Genomic DNA, 20971 nt, shown 5'->3' with positions numbered 1-20971 from the left:
CCCATTTAGCATCCGTCTTTAAACCTTTGGTTCCATGTTGTCAGGTTTACGCCCCCTGTGCAACATGAAAAAACCTGCCCGGTATGTGCCGGACAGGCTTGAACTTTACATTTCCTTTTCTGAACCAAGCTCCATCGCGATCACCATGACGATGATCATGACAATCATGAACGATACGATCATAAGCAGCATTTGCTCATCTCCTTACCAGTTAATAAAGCCTTTGGATCCCGGAGGTGCATCCTGGATCATATGGGTGATCGGGAACGTGTAGGCGAGGAGGATCAGGGCGACTGCGATGCCGATCCAGATCCACCAGTTTTCAAGCCATCTTGGTGTTGCCGAAGCATCGCTTTCCGCAATCGGAAATTCCGCATACAGGTCACCCTTTTCGGATCGCGGCTCGATCAGCCATAGCCGGAACACGATGACCATGAGCAGCATTGCTGAGAAGAACAGGATGATTCCGCCGAGGGCGAGTGTCGCCGTATTCGAGAAGAATCCGTCAAACCAGCCCAGCACTGTCGGATGATCGCTGTAATTGGAGTGCTGAGTGCGCCGCGGGGCACCGAGCAGGCCGAGAACGTGCTGTGCGGTGGACATGAAGAGCATACCGACCGACCAGGAAATGATCTGGACAAATGCGAGCTTCTTGGTCGTCTTTGTGAGCGTCCTTCCGGTCAGATAAGGGATCAGCCAGAATGAGATTCCCATGAACGTCATCGCAACCGGAGTTCCGACCGTGATATGGAAGTGACCGACGACCCAGAGTGTGTTATGGACCATTTCATTGAGCTGGAAACTGGTGTTGATAATTCCCCCTGCACCGCCCGGGATAAAGAATACCATCGCGATAAAGAGCGAGGTAAAGCGAATGTCGTTCCAAGGAAGTTTGGAGACCCATCCGAACAACCCTTTGGCCCCTTTTTGGCGACCGGAGATTTCAAAAGTCGCAAACAGCGAGAACGCGGTCATGAGCGTCGGAATAACGACCATGAAGGTCAGCGTGACCTGAAGGAACTTCCAGAAGTCAGCGACGCCCGGCTCGGTCAGCTGGTGGTGAAGGCCGACCGGAATGGAAAACAGGATAAAGAGCAGGAATGACAGGCGCGCCAGGGAATCACTGAACACTTTTGTTCCGAGCAGTTTCGGGACTACAAGGTACCAGGCCATATAGGCTGGAAGCAGCCAGAAGTAAACCAGCGGGTGCCCGAAAAACCAGAATAGTGTCCGGCTCAGTTCGACGTTGATCGTATCCACCCATCCGAATGCCCAAGGAATGTACATGAATACAACAGCGGCGACGACCCCGAGACAGGCGATGATCCACATGGCAAGTGTCGAGATAGTCATGAATGCGAACAGCGGGCTCATGACACCCGGATTGGCTTTGCGCCACTTTACGTAGTGGGCGATCAGCGCGAAACTTATGATCCAGGTACCGATGATCAAAAGGGCAAGAGAGACATAGAACCAGCCGCTCGCCTTAAGCGGTGCGTAAAACGTATAAAGAACACTTGCCCTGCCGGACAGGATTTCGATGGTTGCCCACACCGTACCTGCTGCGGCCACGAAAAATCCGATCCATGACCAGCGGGCCACTTTAGGACCAAAACTTCCGAGAGCCTTGCTCATCCCTGTGATCAGGAAGGCATAGATGAAGAATGTCGTGTAGATAAGTGCCAGAGTGACCCCGTGTACAGTCAGAACCTGATAATAGTCCAGCCAGGCAGGCAGTTGGATCATCTCATTGCGCATGAATACCTGTATCAGTCCGCAAAATGTTCCGATCAGGAATGCCGTATAAGCGAAACCGATATTCCAGAGTGCAAGTTTTCGTTCGGACGCTGCTGCCGCAGTTGTAACAGCAGATGATGTACGCCGGCCTGCCAGAGGTCCACGTTCAGAGTGTATAATCATTCCTCAACCACCTCGATTTCAGTATGCATGAAGTGATGGCCCGTGCCGCAATACTCATTGCACAGAATCAGAAACGTTCCCGGCTTCTTGAAGGTATATCTTTTTTCGTTGACCTGCCCCGGAACGACCATCATGTTCACTTTCGTGTTGGGAATCGTGAAGCTGTGGATGACGTCCTTGCTGGTCACTTTGAAGATGATTTCTTTACCGGCCGGAACTTTGATTTCCGAAGGCTCATATCCATAGGCCATGGCCTTGATCACCACTTCATAGGTATCTTCGTCGATCTGATGAACGCCCGGATCATCAAACGGAGCTGTCACATCAACTTTTTCAGGATCAATCTTCTCCATGCCGCCCGCAGGTGTCTGGCCCTGGGTAAAAGCCTGAACTCCGACGATACCGAGGAATACAGCGAGCATGGCGATTCCGAATATCAGCCAGATTTTCTCGAACTTGTGAAGATGCATTGTGTTCCTCCCCTTTCTTTAAAGTGCCACATACATGGCGTAGACCGCCGCCCACATCACGGCTATGAGAACCCCTACTACCAGCACACTGATCAGCGTGCCACGCAAATCCGCTTCGTGCGGGTTCTTATTTTTTTTCATCTCCAATCATCCTCCCGATCGGTTTCTATAGTCCTATCTTAAAATCCGGCACATCCCCGAACTGTGATAAACATCACAGGTTTTCCGTTGTTTTCAACGTTGCTGTAATAAAATAGACAAAAAGACCCCTGCCTTCTGCAATGCATCAGTCATTGCAAAAGGCCGGAGCCATTTGAAAAGCCCGCCTGCATTTCCCGCAGACGGGCTTGTTTCCTATATGGTGGCACGGCTACTCGATACTGCAGATTTCCACAGGGCAGTTTTCACAATGCATCGCATCACGCAGAAAACCGATATCGGTCAGTACAATCTTACCATTGTCCATCCGCAGCTTTCCGCTTTTCCTCAGTTCCGACAGCATGCGGTTGGCCACTTCGCGGGCCATCCCGCAGAAGTTGGCCAGTTCCTGGTTGGTCAGTTCCAGATCGATCAGGATACCGCCGCCTTCTGCCGGGACGCCGTAACTGTTGGACATCCGGATCAGTGTCGAATACAAGGCTCCCTTTTTCCCATGCAAGATGAGATCACGGAACTTGGACTGAGTCCGTTGCTGCAGGATCCCCATCCATTTCATGTAGGCGATCGAAAGCTCATGCTCCAAGTAAAGAAGTTCCTCCAGGCGTTCCTTTGGAATGGCCGTAACAATCGTAGCTTCCGTCGCCATCGCTTCCACTGTATAGAGGGACGGCGGGCAGAACGGCATGATTTCACCGATAAAGTCCCCTTCACCGCAAATCCGGAAAGTAATTTCACGTCCATCCGGTGTCACCTTGCCGATCCGCACTTTCCCCGACTCGACAAAGTAGAGCGTCTCCGCCTGCTCGCCCTCACGGAAAAGATAATCTTCTTTTGCGATTTTCTGGCTGCCCGCCGAGGCCTTCAGAATACCTGTCAATCCGTCGACGGCTGATAATGTGCGTTCCATCACGCCACTTCCTTTTATCCCTGAATCCGGTCAGGCTTTCCTGTAAGCGCGGCGCTCGGCATACTCTCCGCACGCCGGACACACTTTGATAACACTCTCACGTCCTCTGCGATACGTGCGCAGCAATGCGGTTTTCCTCTTGCAGATTCCGCATCTTTTCTTGAACAGTCCAAACAAAGTATTTCACACTCCCAAGTTCTGTTGAAGCGCGGTTATTCCCCGCTGACACTCAAGCTGATCCTGCCGTCTGCACCAAGACGAACCACTGTTCCGTCCGTCAGCCTTGCCTCCAGCGGGTGTATTTCGGCATTCTTTTTCGAAAAGTACCACTTCCGCCCGTCACGGACAAGAACAAAATAAGCGTCGCCCCGGCCGATGAAATTCAGGTCATCCAGTTCCAGGTCGGTTCCCCGCAATGGCAATCCTGCATCAAACAAGGTCTGGCCCGCTTCCTGAACCTGGTTGGTCACCAGGCCGACTTCGCTCACATTCAAGAACGAAGACCGGGAAACGTCGCCGTAGACATCTTTTCTCCTCCTGCCGATAAGCTCGACAATGTTGCCGGCCGGGTCCTCGAAATACATCGAGTCGGCATCGAATGCCCGGAAGTACACCTCGTCCACGCCGTCCTCCCAATTTAGGGGAACGCGGTCCTGGATCCAGTGTTTCAGCATCGAAAACTGATTGCCGGGGATGTTGATGGCAAAATGATAAAAGGCCGGCCGGTCCACGGCCGTAAATGTCATGTCAGTCGTACCAATCCTGACGGTAAAGCGGTCTTCTGCTCTTTCCGTGATTTCGAGCTCAAGAATATTGCCATAAAAACGCCGCATGGCGGCGAGCTGGTCTGTGTATAATGTCACCGACTTGAACAAAACGGTTCACCCCGCTTTTCATACTGTTTCCATTATAACACGGCGGGCATTCCCGAACTGCACTGCCGGCACTGCAGGAAATAGTTTTTTCCGGCCAGACATTTCCATTGCATCCCGAAGAGTTTTGCCCTATACTCTAAATACAAGCTGCATTGACCGTATTGATTATAAAGTTAAACCTTTGAGCTGAAATAGGGAGTTTAAAAACGAGATCGGAATGATAAGCTCCGGACCTTTTTCCGGAGACGTGCAGGAACATCTCTGATGACACCCACTTTGTGGAGTGATGGTTTTTAACTTTCTAATTTTCCTACGGCAAAGGCGGCTTCTTATTTTACACTTTACCGGCCAGTCCGTTCTACGGGCTGGCCTTTTTCATTTATTATCGAGCGAAAGGATGACGATGATGCTGAAACGGCTGTTGGTGAGCGGCTACAAACCCCACGAACTAGGGATATTCAATGACAAACACCCGGGAATCGCAGTAATCCGCCGGGCCATAACCGGCAGAATGCGGGCACTTCTGGAAGAAGGCCTTGAATGGGTGATCGTCAGCGGACAGCCAGGCGTGGAGACCTGGACTGCCGAAGCAGCATTCCAACTGCGTACTGAATATCCCGCACTTAAAGTCGCGGTCATCTCGCCATTTCTTGAGCAGGAGAAGAACTGGAACGAATCCAAAAAGATTGCCTATGAATCCATCCTTGAACAGGCGGATTTTACAACCGTGCTGATGAACCGGCCATATGAGGGCCCGTGGCAGTTTTCGGAGCGGGATAAGTTCCTCCTCCGGAATTCTGACGGCTTGCTTCTGGTCTATGACGAGGAAAATGAAGGCTCTCCAAAATGGTTGAGAAAGCTTGCCCTGCCCGCCGCTGAACAAGGCCATTATGAATTGCTGACCATTTCGGGCGAAGACCTCAACTTTGCCGCAGAAGAAATGCGGATGGAGGAAGAAGGCTGGTGAGTGACGCGCCATCCGCCAGACAAAGAAACCGCTCCGGCTGATTCCGGAGCGGTTTCTTGTTGCGGATCAAAGAACGAATTCTGTATTTACATAGACCAGTGTCCAATGGTCCGCATCGAGCAGATCTTCAATCTTGAGTTTTTCGCCGTGGCCGAGCCAGACATCCTCCCCCATTACCGCAACGACCATCGAACGCCCGCCGTTATGGAGGTTAAGATAGATATCCCCGATATTCGGCTGGATCTCCTGAGTGCGGGACAGTTGCGCTGCCAGCTTTGCATCTTCGGCAACTTGGGATTCCGTTACTTTGGAAAGGTCTTGGTAGGCAATGTTCCGGCTGCCTTCTTCAAGACCTTCCCTGAGGACGACAAATTCTTTGCGCTTGATCGGATTCTGCCGCGCCGTGACTACTGTCCTGCCCTCAATCTGTTCCACCTTCTCAAATTCATTGAGACCATAATGACTCATCGGTTCAGGGTCAGGTTTCGTGACCAGGATATATCCGTCGATTTCAGGCTCGAGGTCTTCACGGATGGTGTACCATTTTCCCATTAACATAAATGCATCCATATGACGCAGTTTATGAAGAGTGATTTCTTCCGCCTTGCTCGTCACCTGTTCCATATCCTTGACACGGTACATGTGCACAGATTTTTTTGCCAGCGGGTTAATCGTATAGACTTTGTGCAGTTCATTGTTGTAATAAACAAACTGTCCTTTCCGTACCTGAAGTAATTTCACTTCGTGTACCTCCCTCCTGCAGACTCTTGTTCCATCTTAAGGGATTAAGGGACGGGTGTCCATGGAGCCGCATAGTTTTTTTGCTTAGCCGACTGTTTTACTGCCAAATTCTTTTCCTGACTTTTCTTTCAGAGCCGCAAGCATCGACAATTCCCTGAGATCCCGTTCACTCATCCCGGATAGCCGGACTGTAATTTCTTCTATCAGCCTTTCCCGTCCTCCCTGTTTCCCATACCTCTCTTGTTCTGAACGGATAAAGGATTCCACTAATCCGTCCACTCCCGGACTGTCTGTTTCACCGAAAGCAGCATGTTCGGGAGTATTGATTCTTTTTTCGCCGGTTCCCGTGTTACTGCCGGTCAGCAAATTCTCTGCCGATACATCAAATCGCTCGCAGATGGTTACAATCCAACTGGCCGAAGGAGCACTTTTTCCTTCTTCCCAATGTTTGATCCGACTCGCGGACGTTCCGATTTCTTTTCCGAAAGCCAACATTGACAGGCCCTGTTGTTCACGGAGTTTCCTCAGCCGGCTGCCGAATGCTTTCTGATTCCATGCCATAGGGGTCCCTCCTCATCTATTCCCCATCATAGCACAGCTTAACTTATTCAATAAATACGGCAACGAATTTTCTTTTTTCATTATTCCAATCCGGCCTTCTTCTTCTTTTTCACTGGTGAAGCCATTCGAAACCTCCCGAATTTAGTCGAATTTAACTGATGTTTCTGATATCCGGTGGTACAATTAAATCACTCCACAGAAAAGAGGTGTTGTGCTTGCAACAGCATTATTTCCTTGGCATCCGGATTCCTTCAGATGTGCAGCCGCTTGCCGAAAAGTACATGGAGCTTCACATGCTGCCGGATCGTTATAAAGTGGTTACTCATCAGGACGACCTGCACATCACGCTATTTTACCTGGGTGCATGTGATGAACATAAAATTTCGAAACTGGTTACAAAACTGCGTTCTGTTGCGGCGGAGCATCAGCCATTTTCCATACAAGTGGACGGTTTCAATTTTTTTGGCCCGTCTACCGGTCCGCGTGTCACCTACCTGTCGGTTACAAAGAACCTGATGCTGGACCGGCTTCAGAAATCCATCTCAGATGCTGTCAAGTCTGTGACCGGCCTTCCTTCGTCCGACCGCTTTGTCCCCCATATTACCATCGCGAAAAAACGGAAGACCGACGAGCGTCTTGATCTTTCCCCAGATCTGTTCAATCCTCATACGATTCAGGTTGATCACTTCCATCTTTTTGCCATCCACCCTCAGCAGCTGCCGAAATACAAACCGATTGCTTCCTTTCAGTTTGGGCATGACTGTTAAAGAACGGATTCCGTGCCGTTCTTTTTATCATGGTACTTGTCATTAAGCAGTACATTGGAATATACTGTCTCTAAGTACTTATCTTTGAGCAGTACTATTGAATGGGAAGGTGACACATGAATATTCAATTTAAAAAAGGGGTGCTCAATCTTTGTGTTCTTGCATTGCTTGACGGCCAGGATCGCTATGGCTATGAGCTTGTCCAGATGATTTCCAGGAGGATCGAAGTTTCGGAAGGCTCTGTGTACACTCTGCTTAGAAGACTGACCAAAGAAGGGTTTTTCGAGACCTATCTGAAAGAATCCAATGAAGGGCCGCCGAGAAAATATTATCGGCTGACTCAGTCGGGCCAGGATTATCTGCAAGATCTGCTTGCCGAATGGCGAGAATTCACCGAAAATGTCAACGAACTGATCGGAGGGGATGGGAAAGATGAATAAGGAACAATTTCTGCTTGCACTGGAGGAAGAACTGGCTGTATTGCCTAAAGATGAGAAAGAGGACGTCCTCGGTGATCTTGATGAGTACTTTGATGAAGGGGTACGCGACGGCAAGAGCGAGGAGGAAATTTCAGTATCTCTCGGCTCCCCCGCGGCCATCGCTTCTGACATTCTGAGTGCGTATCCGGAATTCACGGAAACGGAAAGGCCTGCTGCCCCCAGCAGCAGGCAACGGGATGACTATGAACTGATCGAGATTCCTGACGGGCACTTTACTGCCGCTGAAGTCATGACCGAAACTGGTGCTGTACGTCTCATACCGTCAACTGATTCTGTCACCCGAATCGAGCTGATCGGAGAAAAGAAAGGTTTAAAGTTCGATGCCGATATTAGTGATGCAAAGCTGAGCATTACTCTGGTTGGACGGCGCACCATCAGAAGCTGGTTCAGCTTCGGTTCCACCCCGACGTTCCGGATGGTGATCCATTTACCTAAGAAACTGTATGACTCTATCTTGGCCAGAACGGAAAACGGGTCGATTTCTGCCGAACAGCAACTGGCCCGACAGTTTGCAGCCCGTTCTGATAATGGCAGGATCACCATCAGGGAATGCGCCTTTCGCGAGATCGATGCGAAGTCCGATAACGGACGCATTGAAATAAACAAGACCGAATCAGATACAATCAAGTGCGAGACGGACAACGGACGCATTGAGATGTTCCGTGTCCGGTCCGGCCGGCTCCGCGCAGAAACTGATAACGGACGAATCGTCATGGAAAACGTGGAAGGAGCAATTACCGGAAGGACGGATAATGGACGCATTGAACTTTCCGTAGACCGCATCGGTGATTCGGTCGACCTGAAAACGGACAATGGCAGTATCACTGTCTCCACAATGGCTAAACCGACTGATGCCTTGATCAGGACGAGAACCGACAATGGACAAGTGGATATTTTCGGAGTGCGCACGAAAGAGGCACTCTACGGGGATGGCAGCATTCCGGTTAAACTTGAATCCGATAATGGAAGAATCACAGTGAAGCAGCAGTAAGCGATTTAATAGCGAACATAAACATGGGCCAGTCCTGAGCAGGTTGCTCTCAGGACTGGCCCTTTTTTAATACCCACGCTGTTGCCTGGCATAGTTTTCTTCGTTTTTCTCCCGGTAAGCCTGAATCAACTCATCCGCGGTGAAACCGAGCGTCTCTGCAATTGCTCTATAAAGGATCCAGACCGATTCGTACGAAGCCCTGTCCTGCCGCTTTCCGAAATCCAGAACTGCGCGCTGCGTCCGGAGAAACAGCTCCGTCAGGTCTCCATCCTCCTCCCCCTCAGGCCATTGCTTGAGATCATCCATCCCCTTCAGGATGCCAAGAGACAGCAAGAAATGGATTGAGTCAACGTACTCTTCGATCAGCACCGGTTTGGTAGATGGGCCTTTCTGGCTCCAGAACTTAAAGCATCTCGTCTCATTGGCCAGCTCCGCAAGTTCAACGGTCAGGGCGAGCAGTTTCTCCCTAAAAACTTCCCGCTCGACACCATTGTTCTCTTCAATATACACATCCAGCTGTTTCTGCATCATAAATAGTTCAGTCAATTCCACATTGTCACTTCCAATCAGAAAAAAATCATGTTTCATGAAACCTTTATGCGTTTCAATCGTATAGGAGGGTACCAGTATGTGCAAGGGAGGCACCGCCATGGCCTTGATTATCCGAATGATCGTGATAGCCATCATCGTATACCTTTTCTACCGGGGCATCCGGTACCTCACCGACCCAAAAAGAAAATTGGACGAAGCCTTTGAGCAGGAACGCTACTACTTCTATGACGATGTGAAAAATGTCCGGAAAAATTTCTTTATCACTTACAAAGGCGCTCTTTTCGAAGGTGAGAAATACATGGGGACGACCGACCGTTCATTTGAAGTGGTCTCCATCTTTGTATGGGTCAAAGACGAAGCCTCCCTACAGGGCTTTAACCGGGACGATTTTATCTTTCTCGAGAAAGAAATCCGGATGAGCTATCCGGATGCGGAAATCAATTGGAAGAATCCAATCGAACAGCTGATGAAAAAAGGCGGAACCGCGTGATGCGGTCCGCCCTTTTTGTATTTATCCGGCTTGGCTTGTCCCGGCCAGATATAGAACTGCTGCCAGATCAAGAATGGCCAGCATCAGAAAGCCGACTCGGAATGAGGTATGCTTCGTCTTATGACGGAATGTCTGCATTCCCGCATAGGCCCCCACCCCTCCGCCAAGGATGGCAATAATCCAAAGTGTCCGCTCCGGGACGCGCCAGCCACCGTTTTTCGCCTGCCTCTTGTCATAACCCATCATGAAAAAGCTGTAGACAGATAAAATCACAATCCAGCCGATCAGCACGTCTTCCATGGCGCTTCCCCCAGTTATGCAAAAAGACCGGCGAACGATTCGCCGGTCTGTTCACTGAATTAGTTGTTGACTGCTTTTTTCGCAGCTTCTGCAAGCTGTGCGAATGCTTTCTCGTCAGTGATGGCGAGGTCAGCGAGCATCTTGCGGTTTACATCGATGCCGGCAACTTTGAGGCCGTGCATGAGCTTGCTGTAAGACAGGCCGTTCAGGCGTGCAGCAGCATTGATCCGTGCGATCCACAGTTTGCGGAAGTCACGTTTTTTCTGACGACGGTCACGGTATGCATATTGCAGGGACTTCATGACCTGTTGGTTTGCTGTTTTGTAGAGTGTGTGCTTCGAGCCGTAGTAGCCCTTGGCAAGTTTGAGAACACGATTACGACGCTTGCGCGTTACTGTTCCGCCTTTTACGCGTGGCATTGGATTTCCCTCCTGATGTTGATTCGATTTCTATAATCGGAATTATTTCATGTAAGTGAGCATTTGCTTGATGCGCTTGAAATCGCCTTTGGAAACGACAGCAGCTTTGCGGAGATGACGCTTTTGCTTAGTCGATTTGTTGGCGAATAAGTGGCTTGTATAAGCACGGCCGCGCTTGAGTTTGCCGGAACCGGTGCGCTTGAAGCGCTTAGCGGAACCTTTGTGTGTTTTCATTTTAGGCATGGTCGGTATCCTCCTAGTCCTTTGCGTAGATTATTTCTTTTCTTCGATCGGGGCCATCATAAGGAACATGCTCCGGCCATCCATTTTTGGTCTTTGTTCGACCGTTCCGACTTCCTTGCAGGCTTCAGCAAAACGTTCGAGAACGCGCTGGCCGATCTCCTTGTGGGTGATCGCACGGCCGCGGAAGCGGATGGAAGCTTTCACTTTGTCCCCTTTTTCAAGGAACTTGATTGCGTTTCGAAGCTTGGTCTGGAAGTCATGCTCGTCAATGGATGGGCTCAGCCGCACTTCTTTGACACTGATGACTTTCTGATTTTTGCGCGCTTCCCGTTCTTTCTTCTGCTGTTCGAACTTGAACTTCCCATAGTCCATGATCCGGGCTACTGGCGGTTTTGCGTTCGGTGCGACAAGAACGAGATCCAAGTTTGCACGCGTCGCGATTTCCATCGCTTCATTCCGTGTTTTGACGCCCAGCTGTTCACCGTTTTGGTCGATGATGCGGAGCTCCCGGGCACGGATGCCATCGTTTACAAATTTGTCTCGGTTATCTCTGCTAATCGTAAGCCACCTCCGTGTAGTAATTCGCGAATACATGGTTTGGGCAGGCTCGCGGGGATGGTCCCCGTGGCCAATCCGAAAGAAAAACGGGTGGACCGAGGTCCACCCGCCGCATATGTGACCGCGCCAAGAGGCACGGGACGTCACAATGGTGCAAACCTGCCAACAGCCGAAGCGTCGATCAGGTGAGAAGCGGGCAGCTCCTTCTTCTACCACAAACTGTATTCCTTAACCTAATCAATAATAGCCTATGCAACACGGCTTGTCAATGATTATGTTGGAGAATCATGTTTTGGGACAGTATTGATTATGGAGCGTGGTTGATTTCCGCTCCGGGCGGACGCTTTCCGCGGGCGGGCGCCGAGCCCCGCGACTGCGTCTCCCGGGTCTCGCCTGTCCGGCTTTTCCCGCAGGAGCATTCCTGTCAGGATGCTTTGGCCCTATTGATGCAAAAAGAGCCTCCTTGGTATGATGCGGGGTGTCAAGGCTACGACAACTTGACCCCTAAATAACCAAGGAGGACTCGAAATGAATTCTAGAGCGAATCAAAGGATTAATCAAGTCACTGAAAAAACCTTGGTCGTCGGTATTGATATTGCGAAGCGTAAACATTGCGCCTCCTTTGTCGATGAACGCGGACGGCTGCTTGTGAATGCCTTCCCGATTAATCAAACCCAAAATGGCTTCGAAGCACTTTACCAATCCATTCTGGAAGGCATGGAGAATCACAACAAATCAGAAGTGATTGTCGGTGTCGAGCCGACTGGCCATTACTGGCTGAACCTTGCGTACTTCTTGGAAGGTCGGGGAATCCCGCTGGTTGTCGTCAATCCAAGCCATGTCAAACAGGTAAAGGAACTGGATGACAATCTCCAAACGAAGAACGACAAGAAAGACTCGGTCACCATTGCCCGTCTTATGAAGGATGGACGGTTCTCCAAACCGAAACTCCTAAGGGAGCTCGAGGCGGAAATCCGGTCCGCTTATAACCTTCGAGAATCTCTGATTCAGGCTAGGACCGATTTGAAGAACAACCTGCATCGCTGGGTCGATAAACATTTCCCCGAGTTATTTCTTGTCTTCAAAGATTTTTCGGCGATGATGCTTGCCGTACTGGAAGAAGGACTACTGCCTACTGAAATCGCCAGTATGGAGCCTGAAGAATTAGCCAACCTTTGTGCATCGGGCGGCAGAATGAAACAGCGACGTCCTAAGAAGGCGAAAGAGCTGGTTCAAGTGGCCCGGAATTCTATTGGAATCAGCCAAGCCCCGGACGGGGCGAAACGGGAGATTGGCTCCCTCATGCGACGCTATCGGCTTATCGAAGAAGAAATTATCTTTACCGATGAAGCGCTCAATGAACTCACCCGACAAACAGCCGAATTTGAATACATCTCCTCTGTCCCGGGTCTTGGAGAAATGACGGTCGCCGGCATCCTGTCCGAAGTCGGGAGCCTCACCGATTATGAGAGTCCACGCCAGCTAATCAAGTTAGCGGGACTCACGCTTCGGGAGAACTCTTCTGGCATGCATAAAGGTCAGAAGCGTATTTCTAAGCGCGGACGTCGCCGTCTGAGGACTCTGCTATATAAAGCAATCCTACCTTTGATCCGCAACAACGAAGCATTCAAATTGTTGTACGAGCACTATACAACCCGGCCTGAGAACCCCCTGAAGGGCAAGCAGGCGATAACAGTTCTAAGCACCAAGCTGCTTAAGATTCTACACGGCCTGTGCACAAAACAAGTGCACTTCGATTCCGGACGGATGATCCGTGATCTGACCTGTCTCCGGACAGCTTAGTAAGCGCTTTTAACATTCCATTCAATTAACCGTCAAGTATAGATCCATCATCATGACACGGAGAAGCCGGCACAAGCGGCGTACATTGGGCCCCGAGCCCCAGCAGGAGCATATCGCCGGCCTCCGCCTTATGAAAAGACCGGACGAAGGAATGTCAGCGCCAGACGCTAAGAGACATGGGAGGGTCAGTCGTCATAAGCGTAGCGGAGCTCCACAGTGCATGCCATATTAATTACCAGTTCGTGGAACTGGCAGCGCAGCGCAGGAATTGACTTACAGTCTTTTGAATGACTTGTAATATCAAGGCGCAAAGAATGTTAGGTTATCAATGAAAAAACTTTTTAAGGCGTCGGAAGCACCCGAAACCCTTGATATTACCGTGTTTTCCCGAGGGAGTCGCCGCCCTACGCTACAATCAACCATTATAGGTAGTACTGATCATAGTTATTAACTTCCCCATCGGGATTGGCGCGAATTTCATCTCGCGCCGACACAACATATCGGAGCGGAATGAAGTGTAGGTGACCGATGCGGTAGGCGACGCCGTAAGATTGGCCGGGAACGAAGTGACTTAGGGCCATGCTTACGGCCAAAGCCATCCGCCGGCACCGGAACGTCGCACATCATCGGGCCACCTCATTTGGAGCATTCCATTAATATTACTTCTTCCCGTCCACTTCCTCGCGGAGTTTGGCGATGAAGTCATTGAGCGGAATAGATTCGGATTTTTGTTCGCCGTATTTCCGGACGTTGACTTCGCCGGATTCGGCTTCTTTGTCGCCGAGGACGAGCATGTACGGGATTTTCTGTGTTTGGGCTTCGCGGATCTTGTAGCCGAGTTTTTCGTCACGGCTGTCCACATCTACGCGCAGGCCCTCTGCCTGGAGAGCTTCGCGGACTTTTTCTGCATAGTCATGGTGGACTTCCGGAGATACCGGAATGATTTCCACCTGGACCGGTGCGAGCCACGTCGGGAACGCCCCTTTGTATTCTTCGATAAGGAATGCTACAAATCGTTCCATGGTCGAGACGACACCGCGGTGGATGACGACCGGGCGATGCTGCTTGCCGTCGCTGCCGATGTAGTTCAGGTCAAATCGCTCAGGCAGGAGGAAGTCCAGCTGGACAGTAGAAAGCGTCTCTTCCTTGCCGATGGCTGTCTTAACCTGGACATCGAGCTTCGGACCATAGAACGCCGCTTCCCCTTCCGCTTCGTAGTAGTCGAGGCCGAGGTCGTCCATCGCTTCCTTCAGCATGCTCTGTGCTTTTTCCCACATTTCATCGTCATCGAAATACTTTTCCGTGTCAGCCGGATCGCGGTAGGACAGGCGGAACGAATAATCGTTGAGGTTAAAGTCTTTGTAGACATCCATCACCAGCTCGACAACGCGCTTGAATTCGTCCTTGATCTGGTCCGGACGGACGAAGATATGGGCATCGTTCAGTGTCATGCCGCGGACGCGCTGCAGGCCGGACAGGGCTCCGGACATTTCATACCGGTGCATGAGCCCGAGTTCGGCGATTCGGATCGGCAGGTCACGGTAGGAGTGGATGCCGTTCTTGAAGATCATCATATGGTGCGGGCAGTTCATCGGGCGCAGGACAAGTTCCTCATTGTCTGCCTGCATCGGAGGGAACATGTCGTCCTGGTAGTGCTGCCAGTGGCCGGATGTCTTGTAGAGTTCCACGTTTGCCATCACCGGTGTGTAGACGTGATCGTAGCCCAGCTTCTCCTCCTTGTCGACGATATAGCGTTCGACAAGACGGCGGATCGTCGCGCCTTTCGGGAGCCACATAGGAAGTCCCTGACCGACAAGCTGATTCGTCATGAACAGATCGAGTTCTTTGCCGATCTTGCGGTGGTCGCGCTCACGTGCTTCCTCGAGCAGGCGAAGGTGTTCTTGCAGGTCTTCCTTCTTGAAGAACGCCGTTCCATAGATGCGCTGGAGCATCTTGTTGTCGGAGTCACCGCGCCAGTAAGCGCCGGCAGTGCTGAGCAGCTTGAACTCCTTCAGCTTGCCGGTGGACGGTACGTGGACGCCGCGGCAGAGGTCGAAGAATTCACCTTGATGATAAATCGTCACTTTTTCATCTTCAGGAATCGCGTCGAGCAGTTCCAGCTTATATTCATCGCCGATTTCCTCATAGATTTTCCGGGCTTCGTCACGAGTGACCTCTTTCCGGATAATTTCAAGGTTTTCATTGATGATTTTCTTCATTTCTTTCTCGATGGCGGCAAAGTCTTCCGCGCGGAGCGGTTCAGGCGAATCGAAGTCATAGTAGAATCCGCTTTCGATGACCGGCCCAATGCCGAGTTTTACATCTTTGAACAGACGTTTTACCGCCTGGGCGAGCAAGTGTGCAGAACTGTGGCGGAGAATCTCCAGTGCTTCCGGTGAATCCTGCGTGATAATTTCGATGTCGCCGTCTTCCGTGATGGGTGTGCGGAAGTCGATCAGCCGACCGCTCAGTTTGCCGGCCAGCGCTTTTTTGCGCAGCCCGGGGCTGATCGACTGGGCCACGTCCTCTGTTGTACTGCCGGATACGAATTCCTTCACCGCACCGTCCGGGAATGTCAATTTAATCTGTTCTGCCATGTCGGTAGTCTCCCTTCATTCTTCAAAAAGTACGCAAAAAAGCCCCGTCCCAAAAAGGGACGAGGCCTGCTCGCGGTTCCACCCTTCTTCCTGCCGGCAATGACGACCATGCCGGAGAAGCTCTGCATCGGATAACGGACCGGAGGCCGGCTCGGGCTAGCCCGGTTTGCCGGGTTCACCTTCGCTGCTTTGGGGTGGTCGATCCGATGCCGCGCCATCGGGGGCTCTCAGCCTAAGGCCCCGTTCTCTGTCTGGCCGGACAACCGTTCGTTGTCCCCGTCATTGCATTTGGAAGAAGTATTGAATTCATCATACGCAATACTTGCGGACTTTGCAACAGTGATTCTCACGTATCCGTTTAAGCGGAAAAATAAGCCGCTCAACTGCGGTCGCGCCGGTTTTCTCCGTCCAGGCGGACAGGTACGGTCATCGCGCGGATCCGCTCCATGATGCGGCCCGCCTTGACGACTTCTTTGTCCCCCCGCTGTGTGTACGACAGGTGGGTCTCCATCTCTTTGTAGTCAAAATTGGACGTAAAGAAAGTAGGGAGCTTTTCAGCCATCCGGTGATGCAGGATTGTCGCCAGCACCTCATCCCGTGTCCAGGCAGTGAGTGTCTCCGCACCGAGATCATCGAGCATGAGGACCGGTGCCCGTTTGACGAAGTCGATCTTCTCGTTCAGCGACTGATCCTGGATCGACTGTTTCAGCTCGCGCAGGAACTCCGGTACAAACACGAGGACCGACGCAACATGGCGCTTTGCCAATTCACCCGCGACCGCTCCAAGCAGATATGATTTGCCCGTTCCGAACGGGCCGTGGATATAGAGGCCCTGCGCCGGCAATTCCCCTGTCCGGTCGAGCTTGTCCAGGAATTCAGAAACCAGCTCCACCGCACCCAGCCGGCTCTCCCCTTTGGCGATGTCAAAATCGCGTATATCAAGGTTAAGCATGTCCTTCGGCATATGCATGCTCCGGATCATGGAAGATACGCGGCGACGTTCCATATCTGCAGTTTTCCTTTTACACATCACGTAATCGACGCCGATGGATCCGCGTTCGATAACAAGCTTCGGCTCATAGCCTTTCATCATATTGACACAGGATTCCAGGCTTTCGCATTTGCCGCAGTCGTGGGATTGGGAAGTGTATTCGTAAAGCTTACCCATTCCGCGGTTGACCATATCCCTGTCCACTTCCCCTGCATGCTGCTCCAAAAAAGACTGGACGCCGGGATGATCCAGGACTTCAGATCGCAACTCCGAATATCGTTCGGCGAATGTCGGTGCATTGACTATTCGCTTAAGTGTGTTGCGGATTGGTTCCATTTCAGTTGACACCGCCTTTCGTCATGCCGAATTTCTCCATAAGCCGGAGCCTTCTTGCTTCCACATCAGGATCCGCCTTGCTTTTTTCCGGAGCTTTTTGTTCTTCCGGTTTTTGGTCTTTCCGGTAGAACCAGTCCGGCACCGCTTCGGTTTTCGCACCGGGCTTTCTCGTCCGCTGTGTTCCTGAGCCTTCCTGCTGCCATTTCATATACTTGTCATGTTCGGTCCGGGCGAGTACCAATGCGTCTCTGACATTATCGACTTTCTTCGCCATCCAGTGCGAGGCGATCCGTTCGACATAATTGTTGGTCAGTTTTCCGTCGTTGCGCAAAAGGACATACTGAAGAAGGACATTAACGACGCCTGCCGGCAGGTTATGCTCCAGCACAAGTTTTTGTGCGAGTTTTACATCGACCTGCATCGGCTCCCGTCCCCCGTTGATATCTTTCAGCATCTCGACCGGCGGGCAGGTTTCCAGGTATTGGATCAGTTCATCTTCTTTCGTCGCGGGCTCAGTTGGACTCCCCTGCTTTACGGATGACGGGATGATTTTTGTGATCTTCGGTGCTGAGCTCGACCGCGAGAGCTTATAGAAATCGGCGGCTGCCCGCTTCATCCGGTCTTCCGTCAGGTTTCCGTCCGCATCAATGGCGAGCAGCACAACCTGTTGCATATCGAGCGGTGACAGGCCATACAAAAAGGCAATGCGGACAATCATCTCCTTGATTGCCGGCGTGAAAGCCTTCCTCGGCACCAGCTGGGCTGACAATCCCTCCATCATGAGGGCAAAGTCAAACGGATATCCGCTGAAAGCGAGCTTTCGTGCCCTTTGGTCCGAATCGTATGTATCATTGTCTTCCTCCATGGCACCTGCTTTGACGGATTTGTACACCTCAGGAAATGATCTTGACACCTCTTCATACCCATCGGGTACGGCCGGGTTCAGGAAACGGCTGCGAAGGCGCTTATATGTCTGTGCCCCGACTTTGCCGAATAGGAACATCGACAGAATCGGGTCATGGAAGAAGGTGTCGGGATCCAGAGGAGGTGTCAGTTCATAGATGAAGGCACGTCCTTCCCCCTCCTGTTTCCGATAGGTCTTCAGCAGCCCGATCCCTTCCAATGAAAGCCTCGCTTCGAATACAGATCCGATCGGCATATCCAATAGGTTCAGGAGGTGGTAGTGGGTGGACTCGACAGTCCCTTCACGCTCTGCTTCTCCCCACAGGGCAAAGAAGACCGCCATCGCTCCGTGCCCGATCAGCGGCTGGTAGAGGGCGGTGAGGATCTGGCGGTCAAAATCGGAAAATGGATAAGGAAGCCGGACACAATAAACATCCGACGGCTGCAGTTCTTTATAAAGCGGGGTCATATTCCCATCCTTTCTTTCCATGGGCGGATCAGTCTTCTTCTTTCTTAAGGAGATCCTTTAATTCGTCGATAAAGACATTGATGTCCTTAAACTGCCGGTAAACGGAGGCAAAGCGCACATAGGCGACATCATCGATCTTAACGAGGCGCTCCATCACCCTCTCACCGACATCCTCCGATTTCACTTCGGCATTCCCGTGGTGCCGCAATTCCTTCTCGATGGAAAAGACGAGATCTTCCAGAACGTCCAGCGGGACCGGCCTTTTTTCACAGGCCCGTATCAATCCCCTCAATACTTTTTCACGGCTGAACTCTTCTCTGGATCCGTCTTTTTTCACGACGATCAAAGGCATCTCTTCAACTTTTTCAAATGTGGTGAACCGGAAACTGCAATCCTCGCATTCCCTGCGTCGCCGGATCGCCTTGCTCTCGTCCACCGGCCGGGAATCGACGACTCGCGTCCCGTTATGCTGACAGGCCGGGCACTTCATCGGCATCCCCGCTTTCTTAGTTAATTCGTATTGTCCAGTCCCCTCTGGCGGCCGGACATGATCAGTTCATTATATTATAGCAGAGTTCTGCTATCCGCTGAACGGGTTTGTGCAAGCCATGATGATGCCTCAGCACAATATAAAAAAGCAGAAGCCTTTGCCTCTGCTTTGAATGTTTCGGTAGTTAAGAGATCACGCTGTGACCGTGACAGCTGTCTTGCCTGCTGTGACAGGCCCCATGCCTCTCGGCAATTCGGCCATCTGACGGTTCTTTGCCCCGAGCGCATCTGCAATATACCCTGCCGCAACTGTCGGATCAAGATCTCCGCACGTGTAAACGTCGATGCTGGCGTAGCCATGCTCAGGAAAGCTGTGGATCGTGAGATGTGATTCCGAAATAATGACGACACCGCTGACACCCTGTGGCGCAAATTTGTGGAACGCGACTTCACGCACTTCCGCACCCGAACGCAATGCGGCTTCTACAAATGTCTGCTCGATATAAGGCATGTCATTCAACTTGTCGAATTCGCACTCCCAAAGTTCAGCAATTACATGACGACCCATTGTTTCCATGGTTCGTCCCCCCTTCTCCAATAAATGATTGCCGGTTTGCCGGCAACGGGCAACCACGGGGGAAAGTTAGTCCGATGAGGTCCTAACCCTTTAAGCTGCCCAGCGTGAACTTTGAGGTTCACGGGATAATTATATGATGGCAACACCACGAACGCAACTATTAATTCATTTGTAAATGCTGCCCGTTCATACATTGTTGGTCTCTGGATGACGGATGAAAAAACCCGGGCGTTGGCCCGGGTTCGTTTATTATGCCTTAACTTTCGCGCCGATTCCGACCGCAACTTTCCTAGTCAGGTCAACGACTCGGGCAGAGTAGCCCCACTCGTTATCATACCATGCGAGGACTTTGACTTTCCGGTCTCCCATGACCATTGTTGTAAGGCCGTCGATTGTAGCGGAGTGTGCATCTGTCTTGAAATCACTGGAGACGAGCGGCTCTGTCGTAAAGCCGAGGATCCCCTTCATCGGACCTTCTGCAGCACGGATGAACGCATCATTGATTTCTTCCACAGACACGTCACGGTTAAGATCGACAACTAGATCGACAAGCGAAACATTCGGAGTCGGGACCCGGAGCGCCATGCCGTGCAGCTTGCCCTTCAGCTCAGGCAAAACGAGCGAGAGCGCTTTTGCGGCGCCTGTGGACGTCGGGATGATTGATTCCGCAGCAGCACGCGCGCGGCGGAGATCTTTGTGCGGGTTGTCGATATTGTTCTGGTCATTTGTGTAGGCATGCACAGTAGTCATCAGACCGCTGTCAATACCGAATTCGTCATTCAATACTTTGGCGACCGGTGCGAGACAGTTTGTCGTGCAGCTCGCGTTGGAAATGACATCATGCCGGTCAAGGTCAAGCAGCTCGTCGTTTACACCCATGACGATTGTGACATCCTCATTCTTGCCGGGAGCTGTCAGGATGACTTTCTTGGCGCCCGCTTCCAGATGGAGGGCCGCTTTATCCCGGGAGTTAAACTTACCTGTCGCTTCGATGACAATGTCGACACCGAGCTCTTTCCACGGAAGTTTTGCAGGGTCGCGCTCAGCAATGAGCTGAACCCTCTTGCCGTTGACGACAAGAGCATCTTCCTCGGTCAGGACATTTCCTTCGAACTTCCCGTGGATGGTGTCATATTTCAAAAGGTGTGCAAGGGTTTCAGGTGGGTAGCTGGCATTGACCGCCACAATATTCAGTCCGTCCTCCTGTATTGCCTGACGGAATACCATACGGCCGATCCGGCCGAAACCATTGATCGCGATTGAAGGGTTCATGGGTGGGCCTCCTGTAACTGTGTTATACTCTTTTTCTTTAATTCGTAATTAGTATATCACATTCGAAGAAAAAAGCACCCACAATTGTCATGATTCGAGAAGTTTCATAATTCA

24 protein-coding genes and 1 other RNA gene are annotated in these 20971 nt (G+C 51.3%); 7 read left to right on the top strand and 18 right to left on the bottom strand.

Going from position 1 to position 20971, the window contains the following annotated elements; translation table 11 throughout:
• Positions 1-204: 204 nt before the first annotated feature.
• The 5 genes from AC6CHQ_RS08125 to AC6CHQ_RS08105 form a co-directional block, all read right to left on the bottom strand.
• Positions 205-1920, bottom strand: a complete 1716-nt coding sequence (locus tag AC6CHQ_RS08125) for a b(o/a)3-type cytochrome-c oxidase subunit 1 (RefSeq protein ID WP_498081298.1) — start codon at positions 1918-1920, stop codon at positions 205-207.
• Entirely contained in the window at positions 1917-2390 is a 474-nt protein-coding gene (locus AC6CHQ_RS08120; protein WP_498081297.1) for a cytochrome c oxidase subunit II, read from the bottom strand. The genes AC6CHQ_RS08125 and AC6CHQ_RS08120 overlap by 4 nt, the downstream gene beginning before the upstream one ends.
• A gap of 18 nt (positions 2391-2408) precedes the next feature.
• Positions 2409-2531, bottom strand: coding sequence for a cytochrome C oxidase subunit II (locus tag AC6CHQ_RS08115; protein ID WP_218143876.1), 123 nt, complete (start codon positions 2529-2531; stop codon positions 2409-2411).
• Between the two features lie 229 nt (positions 2532-2760).
• Positions 2761-3456, bottom strand: coding sequence for a Crp/Fnr family transcriptional regulator (locus AC6CHQ_RS08110; protein WP_251238437.1), 696 nt, complete (start codon positions 3454-3456; stop codon positions 2761-2763).
• Between the two features lie 212 nt (positions 3457-3668).
• Entirely contained in the window at positions 3669-4331 is a 663-nt protein-coding gene (locus AC6CHQ_RS08105) for a toxoflavin lyase-like VOC family protein (RefSeq protein WP_251238436.1), read from the bottom strand.
• 141 nt (positions 4332-4472) lie between these two features.
• On the opposite strand from AC6CHQ_RS08105, the gene ssrS reads away from it, so the two are divergent.
• Both ssrS and AC6CHQ_RS08095 read left to right on the top strand, forming a co-directional pair.
• Positions 4473-4663, top strand: a non-coding RNA gene (gene ssrS, locus AC6CHQ_RS08100) — 6S RNA.
• Between the two features lie 74 nt (positions 4664-4737).
• A complete protein-coding gene (locus AC6CHQ_RS08095) occupies positions 4738-5298 on the top strand; it encodes an SLOG family protein (protein WP_498081296.1) in 561 nt (186 codons plus the stop codon).
• A 66-nt stretch (positions 5299-5364) separates the two neighbouring features.
• On the opposite strand, the gene AC6CHQ_RS08090 is transcribed toward AC6CHQ_RS08095, so the two are convergent.
• Together AC6CHQ_RS08090 and AC6CHQ_RS08085 are read right to left on the bottom strand one after the other, a co-directional pair.
• Positions 5365-6039, bottom strand: coding sequence for a hypothetical protein (locus tag AC6CHQ_RS08090; RefSeq protein ID WP_498081295.1), 675 nt, complete (start codon positions 6037-6039; stop codon positions 5365-5367).
• A gap of 84 nt (positions 6040-6123) precedes the next feature.
• Positions 6124-6600, bottom strand: a complete 477-nt coding sequence (locus tag AC6CHQ_RS08085) for a helix-turn-helix domain-containing protein (protein WP_092051816.1) — start codon at positions 6598-6600, stop codon at positions 6124-6126.
• A 215-nt stretch (positions 6601-6815) separates the two neighbouring features.
• On the opposite strand from AC6CHQ_RS08085, the gene thpR reads away from it, so the two are divergent.
• The 3 genes from thpR (at position 6816) to AC6CHQ_RS08070 (ending at position 8858) form a co-directional block, all read left to right on the top strand.
• Positions 6816-7367, top strand: coding sequence for an RNA 2',3'-cyclic phosphodiesterase (thpR, locus tag AC6CHQ_RS08080; protein ID WP_498081294.1), 552 nt, complete (start codon positions 6816-6818; stop codon positions 7365-7367).
• Between the two features lie 116 nt (positions 7368-7483).
• The gene (locus AC6CHQ_RS08075; RefSeq protein WP_092051820.1) at positions 7484-7807 is read left to right on the top strand and encodes a PadR family transcriptional regulator; all 324 of its coding nucleotides are present in this window, start codon (positions 7484-7486) and stop codon (positions 7805-7807) included.
• Entirely contained in the window at positions 7800-8858 is a 1059-nt protein-coding gene (locus tag AC6CHQ_RS08070; RefSeq protein ID WP_498081293.1) for a DUF4097 family beta strand repeat-containing protein, read from the top strand. The genes AC6CHQ_RS08075 and AC6CHQ_RS08070 overlap by 8 nt, the downstream gene beginning before the upstream one ends.
• 66 nt (positions 8859-8924) lie before the next feature.
• On the opposite strand, the gene AC6CHQ_RS08065 is transcribed toward AC6CHQ_RS08070, so the two are convergent.
• Positions 8925-9410 (bottom strand): dUTP diphosphatase, encoded by a 486-nt coding sequence (locus AC6CHQ_RS08065; protein WP_498081292.1) that lies wholly within the window; start codon positions 9408-9410, stop codon positions 8925-8927.
• A 97-nt stretch (positions 9411-9507) separates the two neighbouring features.
• On the opposite strand from AC6CHQ_RS08065, the gene AC6CHQ_RS08060 reads away from it, so the two are divergent.
• A complete protein-coding gene (locus AC6CHQ_RS08060) occupies positions 9508-9900 on the top strand; it encodes a sigma-w pathway protein ysdB (RefSeq protein WP_251238430.1) in 393 nt (130 codons plus the stop codon).
• Between the two features lie 21 nt (positions 9901-9921).
• Here the strand turns inward: AC6CHQ_RS08060 and AC6CHQ_RS08055 are convergent, their stop codons facing one another.
• Genes AC6CHQ_RS08055 through infC form a run of 4 tightly spaced genes read right to left on the bottom strand, consistent with a single transcriptional unit; the run spans position 9922 to position 11456 of the window.
• Positions 9922-10200, bottom strand: coding sequence for a DUF1294 domain-containing protein (locus AC6CHQ_RS08055; protein ID WP_251238429.1), 279 nt, complete (start codon positions 10198-10200; stop codon positions 9922-9924).
• A 59-nt stretch (positions 10201-10259) separates the two neighbouring features.
• Positions 10260-10619 carry a 50S ribosomal protein L20 gene (rplT, locus tag AC6CHQ_RS08050; protein WP_092051826.1) on the bottom strand — a complete coding sequence of 120 codons (360 nt, stop codon included), beginning with the start codon at positions 10617-10619 and terminating at the stop codon, positions 10260-10262.
• Positions 10620-10661: 42 nt separating this feature from the next.
• Entirely contained in the window at positions 10662-10862 is a 201-nt protein-coding gene (rpmI, locus tag AC6CHQ_RS08045) for a 50S ribosomal protein L35 (protein ID WP_008299689.1), read from the bottom strand.
• Between the two features lie 30 nt (positions 10863-10892).
• Positions 10893-11456: a translation initiation factor IF-3 gene (infC, locus tag AC6CHQ_RS08040; protein WP_251238428.1), complete on the bottom strand. Its 564-nt coding sequence runs from the start codon at positions 11454-11456 to the stop codon at positions 10893-10895.
• A gap of 492 nt (positions 11457-11948) precedes the next feature.
• Between infC and AC6CHQ_RS08035 the strand changes: the two genes are divergently transcribed.
• Positions 11949-13223 carry an IS110 family RNA-guided transposase gene (locus AC6CHQ_RS08035; protein ID WP_498081291.1) on the top strand — a complete coding sequence of 425 codons (1275 nt, stop codon included), beginning with the start codon at positions 11949-11951 and terminating at the stop codon, positions 13221-13223.
• 659 nt (positions 13224-13882) lie between these two features.
• Here the strand turns inward: AC6CHQ_RS08035 and thrS are convergent.
• From thrS to AC6CHQ_RS08005, 6 genes are all read right to left on the bottom strand, one after another.
• Positions 13883-15820, bottom strand: coding sequence for a threonine--tRNA ligase (thrS, locus tag AC6CHQ_RS08030; protein WP_251238427.1), 1938 nt, complete (start codon positions 15818-15820; stop codon positions 13883-13885).
• 379 nt (positions 15821-16199) lie between these two features.
• A complete protein-coding gene (gene dnaI / locus AC6CHQ_RS08025; RefSeq protein WP_498081290.1) occupies positions 16200-17147 on the bottom strand; it encodes a primosomal protein DnaI in 948 nt (315 codons plus the stop codon).
• Between the two features lies 1 nt (position 17148).
• Positions 17149-18540 carry a replication initiation and membrane attachment family protein gene (locus tag AC6CHQ_RS08020; protein ID WP_251238426.1) on the bottom strand — a complete coding sequence of 464 codons (1392 nt, stop codon included), beginning with the start codon at positions 18538-18540 and terminating at the stop codon, positions 17149-17151.
• A gap of 7 nt (positions 18541-18547) precedes the next feature.
• The gene (nrdR, locus tag AC6CHQ_RS08015; RefSeq protein ID WP_092052226.1) at positions 18548-19009 is read right to left on the bottom strand and encodes a transcriptional regulator NrdR; all 462 of its coding nucleotides are present in this window, start codon (positions 19007-19009) and stop codon (positions 18548-18550) included.
• Between the two features lie 192 nt (positions 19010-19201).
• A complete protein-coding gene (gene speD, locus AC6CHQ_RS08010; protein ID WP_251238425.1) occupies positions 19202-19585 on the bottom strand; it encodes an adenosylmethionine decarboxylase in 384 nt (127 codons plus the stop codon).
• 249 nt (positions 19586-19834) lie between these two features.
• Positions 19835-20857 (bottom strand): glyceraldehyde-3-phosphate dehydrogenase, encoded by a 1023-nt coding sequence (locus AC6CHQ_RS08005; RefSeq protein ID WP_251238424.1) that lies wholly within the window; start codon positions 20855-20857, stop codon positions 19835-19837.
• Positions 20858-20971 lie beyond the last annotated feature (114 nt).

This window comes from Bhargavaea sp. GQ12 (assembly GCF_059758705.1).
This window is presented reverse-complemented; position numbering and strand designations above follow the sequence as displayed.

Bases quoted from the DNA above. Each gene is read 5' to 3' on its own strand.
- AC6CHQ_RS08125 (WP_498081298.1), bottom strand. From the start codon at position 1,920: ATGATTATACACTCTGAACGTGGACCTCTGGCAGGCCGGCGTACATCA.
- AC6CHQ_RS08120 (WP_498081297.1), bottom strand. From the start codon at position 2,390: ATGCATCTTCACAAGTTCGAGAAAATCTGGCTGATATTCGGAATCGCC.
- AC6CHQ_RS08115 (WP_218143876.1), bottom strand. From the start codon at position 2,531: ATGAAAAAAAATAAGAACCCGCACGAAGCGGATTTGCGTGGCACGCTG.
- AC6CHQ_RS08110 (WP_251238437.1), bottom strand. From the start codon at position 3,456: ATGGAACGCACATTATCAGCCGTCGACGGATTGACAGGTATTCTGAAG.
- AC6CHQ_RS08095 (WP_498081296.1), top strand. From the start codon at position 4,738: ATGCTGAAACGGCTGTTGGTGAGCGGCTACAAACCCCACGAACTAGGG.
- AC6CHQ_RS08085 (WP_092051816.1), bottom strand. From the start codon at position 6,600: ATGGCATGGAATCAGAAAGCATTCGGCAGCCGGCTGAGGAAACTCCGT.
- AC6CHQ_RS08075 (WP_092051820.1), top strand. From the start codon at position 7,484: ATGAATATTCAATTTAAAAAAGGGGTGCTCAATCTTTGTGTTCTTGCA.
- AC6CHQ_RS08070 (WP_498081293.1), top strand. From the start codon at position 7,800: ATGAATAAGGAACAATTTCTGCTTGCACTGGAGGAAGAACTGGCTGTA.
- AC6CHQ_RS08060 (WP_251238430.1), top strand. From the start codon at position 9,508: ATGGCCTTGATTATCCGAATGATCGTGATAGCCATCATCGTATACCTT.
- AC6CHQ_RS08055 (WP_251238429.1), bottom strand. From the start codon at position 10,200: ATGGAAGACGTGCTGATCGGCTGGATTGTGATTTTATCTGTCTACAGC.
- rplT (WP_092051826.1), bottom strand. From the start codon at position 10,619: ATGCCACGCGTAAAAGGCGGAACAGTAACGCGCAAGCGTCGTAATCGT.
- rpmI (WP_008299689.1), bottom strand. From the start codon at position 10,862: ATGCCTAAAATGAAAACACACAAAGGTTCCGCTAAGCGCTTCAAGCGC.
- infC (WP_251238428.1), bottom strand. From the start codon at position 11,456: ATGTATTCGCGAATTACTACACGGAGGTGGCTTACGATTAGCAGAGAT.
- AC6CHQ_RS08035 (WP_498081291.1), top strand. From the start codon at position 11,949: ATGAATTCTAGAGCGAATCAAAGGATTAATCAAGTCACTGAAAAAACC.
- thrS (WP_251238427.1), bottom strand. From the start codon at position 15,820: ATGGCAGAACAGATTAAATTGACATTCCCGGACGGTGCGGTGAAGGAA.
- dnaI (WP_498081290.1), bottom strand. From the start codon at position 17,147: ATGGAACCAATCCGCAACACACTTAAGCGAATAGTCAATGCACCGACA.
- AC6CHQ_RS08020 (WP_251238426.1), bottom strand. From the start codon at position 18,540: ATGGAAAGAAAGGATGGGAATATGACCCCGCTTTATAAAGAACTGCAG.
- nrdR (WP_092052226.1), bottom strand. From the start codon at position 19,009: ATGAAGTGCCCGGCCTGTCAGCATAACGGGACGCGAGTCGTCGATTCC.
- speD (WP_251238425.1), bottom strand. From the start codon at position 19,585: ATGGAAACAATGGGTCGTCATGTAATTGCTGAACTTTGGGAGTGCGAA.
- AC6CHQ_RS08005 (WP_251238424.1), bottom strand. From the start codon at position 20,857: ATGAACCCTTCAATCGCGATCAATGGTTTCGGCCGGATCGGCCGTATG.